This is a genomic window from Bacillus sp. C30, assembly GCF_040838255.1.
Taxonomy (GTDB): Bacteria; Bacillota; Bacilli; order Bacillales; family Bacillaceae_G; genus Bacillus_A; species Bacillus_A mycoides.
Map to the genome: position 1 here is coordinate 1 of NZ_JBFPJH010000299.1, position 3,932 is coordinate 3,932.

5 protein-coding genes are annotated in these 3,932 nt (G+C 36.2%); 4 read left to right on the plus strand and 1 reads right to left on the minus strand.

What is annotated here, in order from left to right:
* Positions 1 to 48: 48 nt before the first annotated feature.
* Both AB3X49_RS18895 and AB3X49_RS18900 read left to right on the plus strand, forming a co-directional pair.
* Entirely contained in the window at positions 49 to 1,743 is a 1,695-nt protein-coding gene (locus AB3X49_RS18895) for a peptide ABC transporter substrate-binding protein (protein ID WP_367964003.1), read from the plus strand.
* An 81-nt stretch (positions 1,744 to 1,824) separates the two neighbouring features.
* Positions 1,825 to 2,544 carry a class I SAM-dependent methyltransferase gene (locus AB3X49_RS18900; RefSeq protein ID WP_367964005.1) on the plus strand — a complete coding sequence of 240 codons (720 nt, stop codon included), beginning with the start codon at positions 1,825 to 1,827 and terminating at the stop codon, positions 2,542 to 2,544.
* 38 nt (positions 2,545 to 2,582) lie between these two features.
* On the opposite strand, the gene AB3X49_RS18905 is transcribed toward AB3X49_RS18900, so the two are convergent.
* On the minus strand, positions 2,583 to 2,972 hold the full coding sequence (locus tag AB3X49_RS18905; protein WP_002137687.1) for a hypothetical protein: 390 nt from the start codon (positions 2,970 to 2,972) through the stop codon (positions 2,583 to 2,585).
* Positions 2,973 to 3,109: 137 nt separating this feature from the next.
* On the opposite strand from AB3X49_RS18905, the gene AB3X49_RS18910 reads away from it, so the two are divergent.
* Together AB3X49_RS18910 and AB3X49_RS18915 are read left to right on the plus strand one after the other, a co-directional pair.
* Positions 3,110 to 3,445 (plus strand): hypothetical protein, encoded by a 336-nt coding sequence (locus AB3X49_RS18910; protein ID WP_002014341.1) that lies wholly within the window; start codon positions 3,110 to 3,112, stop codon positions 3,443 to 3,445.
* Positions 3,446 to 3,517: 72 nt separating this feature from the next.
* Positions 3,518 to 3,856 (plus strand): VOC family protein, encoded by a 339-nt coding sequence (locus tag AB3X49_RS18915; RefSeq protein ID WP_002087749.1) that lies wholly within the window; start codon positions 3,518 to 3,520, stop codon positions 3,854 to 3,856.
* The last annotated feature ends 76 nt before the right edge of the window (positions 3,857 to 3,932 follow it).

Below are 3,932 nucleotides of genomic sequence, written 5' to 3' on the forward strand. Positions count from 1 at the left end.
ATCTCTAAATGTTAATATCGTACATATAATTGGGGAGGGTACAAAGAAATGAAGAGAAAAAAGATGACAAAATTAACAGCGGTTGTAGCACCAGTTCTAGTAATGAGTATGGCATTAACAGCTTGCTCGGGATCAGGGGAAAAAGAAAAGACGAACACAACGCCGAAAAGTAGTGAAAAAGAAGGCGGAAAATTAGCAGCAAAGCAAGTACTTAATTTAACAGAGAGTCAAGAGATTCCATCTATGGATTCTTCTAAAGCGACAGACCAAGTATCGTTTCTTGCTTTAAACAACGTAATGGAAGGTTTATATCGACTTGATAAAGATAATAAAGCAGCACCAGGGGTTGCTGAATCATATAAAAAGAGTGATGATGGTAAAAAATATACATTCACATTAAATAAAAATGCGAAATGGTCAAATGGAGAGCCTGTAACAGCGAAAGATTTCGTGTTTGCTTGGAAACGTGCGGTAGATAAAAGTACAGCAGCGGAATATGCATACATTATGTTTGATTTAAAGAACGCAAAAGCAATTAATGATGGGAAAGCACCACTTGATACGTTAGGTGTAAAAGCTGTAGATGACTACACATTAGAAGTAGAATTAGAAAATCCAGTTCCTTACTTTGTAGAATTAACTTCATTCGGAACATTCTATCCGTTAAATGAAAAATTCGTAAAAGAAAAAGGAGAAAAATACGGTTTAGAATCAGATACAACGTTATACAACGGACCATTTACATTAACAGACTGGAAACATGAAGAAGGTTGGAAGTTAAAGAAAAATGCACAATACTGGGATAATAAAACAGTTAAATTAGAAGAAATCAACTTTAACGTAGTAAAAGATAGCGGTACACGTGTCAACTTATATGAAAGTGGACAAATCGATCGTGCAGCACTTACATCTGAAATGGTTGACAAATATAAATCAAATCCAGATTTCTTTACACAAAAAACACCGTCAACGTACTTCTTACGATTAAACCAAAAACGTGGTAATCAAGATACAGTATTAAAGAGCAAAGATTTACGTTTAGCGATTGCAATGGCATATGATAAAAAAGGCTTAACGAATGTAATTTTAAATGACGGATCTACACCTGCAGATTACTTAGTACCAAAAGAATTTGCGAAAAGTCCAGATGGAAAAGACTTCCGTAAAGATAACGGAGATATTTTAAAAACAGATGTGAAGAAAGCAAAAGAGCATTGGGAAAAAGCGAAAAAAGAAATTGGAAAAGAGCAAGTAACGATTGAGCTATTAAACTACGATAGCGATAATGCGAAAAAAGTAGGTGAGTTCTTAAAAGGAGAGCTTGAGAAGAACTTACCGGGCTTAACAGTGAATTTGAAAAACCAACCGTTTAAACAAAAATTAAAATTAGAATCAGATCTAGATTATGATTTATCTTACGCTGGTTGGGGACCTGACTACTTAGATCCAATGACATTCATTGATATGTTCGTTACAAATGGACCTCATAACCAAACTGGATATTCAAATCCGAAATATGATGAAATTGTAGAAAAAGGTAAAGGCGAGCTATTAACGAAAACGAAAGATCGTTGGGATAGCTTACTGAAAGCTGAAAAAATGTTACTTGAAGATGCTGCAATTGCACCGTTATACCAACGTGGTGATGCTCTAGTTCAAAGAGCGAAAGTAAAAGGTATTATTCACCACCCAGTTGGTGGAGATTACAGCTACAAATGGGCATATATTGGTGAAGATAAGTAAGAGAGAGGGCGCGCGATGCGCCCTTTTTTTATGCACTTTTCTTCCTTCCTGGAATATATAAAATAAAAAAGGGAGAATCGTATGGAACGGAATACTTACATCGACTTCTTAGCTTATTACGGAATAGGGAGTGCTCATCCTGGGGGTTTTACGTTAACGAAGCAATTGCTATCTCAATTGCCACTTAGACACGGAGCGAATGTTCTTGAGATAGGTTGCGGCACTGGGAAAACAGCGGCGTATATGACAAGAGAATTGGGTTATAAAGTGACAGCGGTTGAAAAGAATGAAATTATGATTCAAAAAGCGAAAGATAGATGGTTGTTTGATGGTTTAAATATACAATTGATTCAAGGCGATGTAGAAGGGTTACCGTGTTTAAATGATTCTTTTGAGCTTGTACTTGGAGAATCTATACTCGCCTTTACAAATAAAGAAAAGGTTATTTCGGAATGTTATCGTGTATTACAAAAGGATGGAAAGCTTGTTGTCATTGAAATGATTACCGAAAAACATATTGAGAAGAAAGAGGAGGAAAAGATTGGACAGTTATACGGTATGAAAGAATTATTAACTGAGAATGAGTGGATTCATTTATTTAAAGCAGCAAATTTTAAAAGAATTACAATTGCGGGTGGCGGAACTATTGCAGAAACAGTTGCAGGACATGTGGAAGAGCCAGAGTGGAATGTATCACCGTTTATTCCGGAAGAATTGTATGAGGCGTGGGTGCAACACGAACAAGTACTGCTTATGTATCAACATATTTTAGGGCATCGGATTTTTATATGTGAAAAATAGAAAAAGAGTTGGCTAAAGATAGTCAACTCTTTACTATGTTAGATGAAAAATAATGCAGCCAAAGTAATTCCAAAAATAAAGCCAAATCCGAGTTCAAGGCCCCAGCCACCGCCAAAGCCACAACCGCCGCAACCACGACGGCCACATCCGCAGCCACCGAATCCACCACCGAATCCACCACCACATCCAAATCCACAGTTATCACATCTGCTAAGACCGCCGCAAATATCACATCCGCCGTTTGAATATGCGCCATGGTATCCAAATCCTGTATCAAAAGATGAACGCTGCTGTACTGGCTCAATCCAAACAGAATCATTTGTCACGTCTATTATTTTTCCTAAATGGATATGACCATCACGATCTTCAATTCGAACAACTTTTCCGAAATAACGTTGGCATGTATTATAACATTTTTGTCTATGCATGTTCTTTCCTCCTTCCGTATTACCGTAATACGATATGTAAGCAGGACAAGTGCGGCTTGTATGAATGACCTATCTATCATAATTGTTATACGAAAGGGGAAATATACGAACAGGATACATAACGAGGAGGAAGAGAAATGAAATCTACAGACCAATTTCAGACGTACGAAGTTCCTTGGGAGGAATTAATAGAAGCACTGCGAGGTGAAATGAAGAAACAAGTAGGAGCGGATATTATTGATACGGTCGTATGTAATTTGAAAGATGGTTTTGAAGTGTATACATATGTGCAGGGTGATTTGGATTTCGAGTATACAGAAGCTCTTGAACGAAAATATGGGAGTGACGGGAAAATCCCTAATTTGTTAACAGTTATGCTGGTAGCTAGCATTTATAATACGGGTGAAGAGAATATACGTTTACATGCAGATAATAAAGATAATCCAATTGTTGAGGTATATGTGAAGCAATGAAACACGCTGTGAAAGGCGTGTTTTTTATTTATATGATAAAATGTTAGAAAATTAAGAAAGAAGGTGAGTGAATTGAAAATTAATCATCTTAATTTAACAGTTATAGATGTAACAGCTGCTAGAGAGTTTTTAGAAAAATATTTTAGTTTAACTTGTAGTGGAACAAGGGGGAATGCCTTTGCGGTTTTGCGGGATAATGATGGGTTTATATTAACTTTAATGAAAGGGAAAGAAGTTCATTATCCGAAAACATTTCATGTAGGATTTCCACAAGAAAATGAAGAACAAGTTAATAAAATTAATCAAAGATTGAAGGAAGACGGATTTTCAGTCGAACCGCCTAAACATGCACATGCGTATACGTTTTATGTCGAAGCACCTGGAGGATATACAATTGAAGTGATGTGCTAATTAAAAATCAAACTTTTTGTTAAGAGTTTTTAATTTTAAAAGTAGGAAAAGTCTGTTTTAAGGGTGGAGCTTAAAC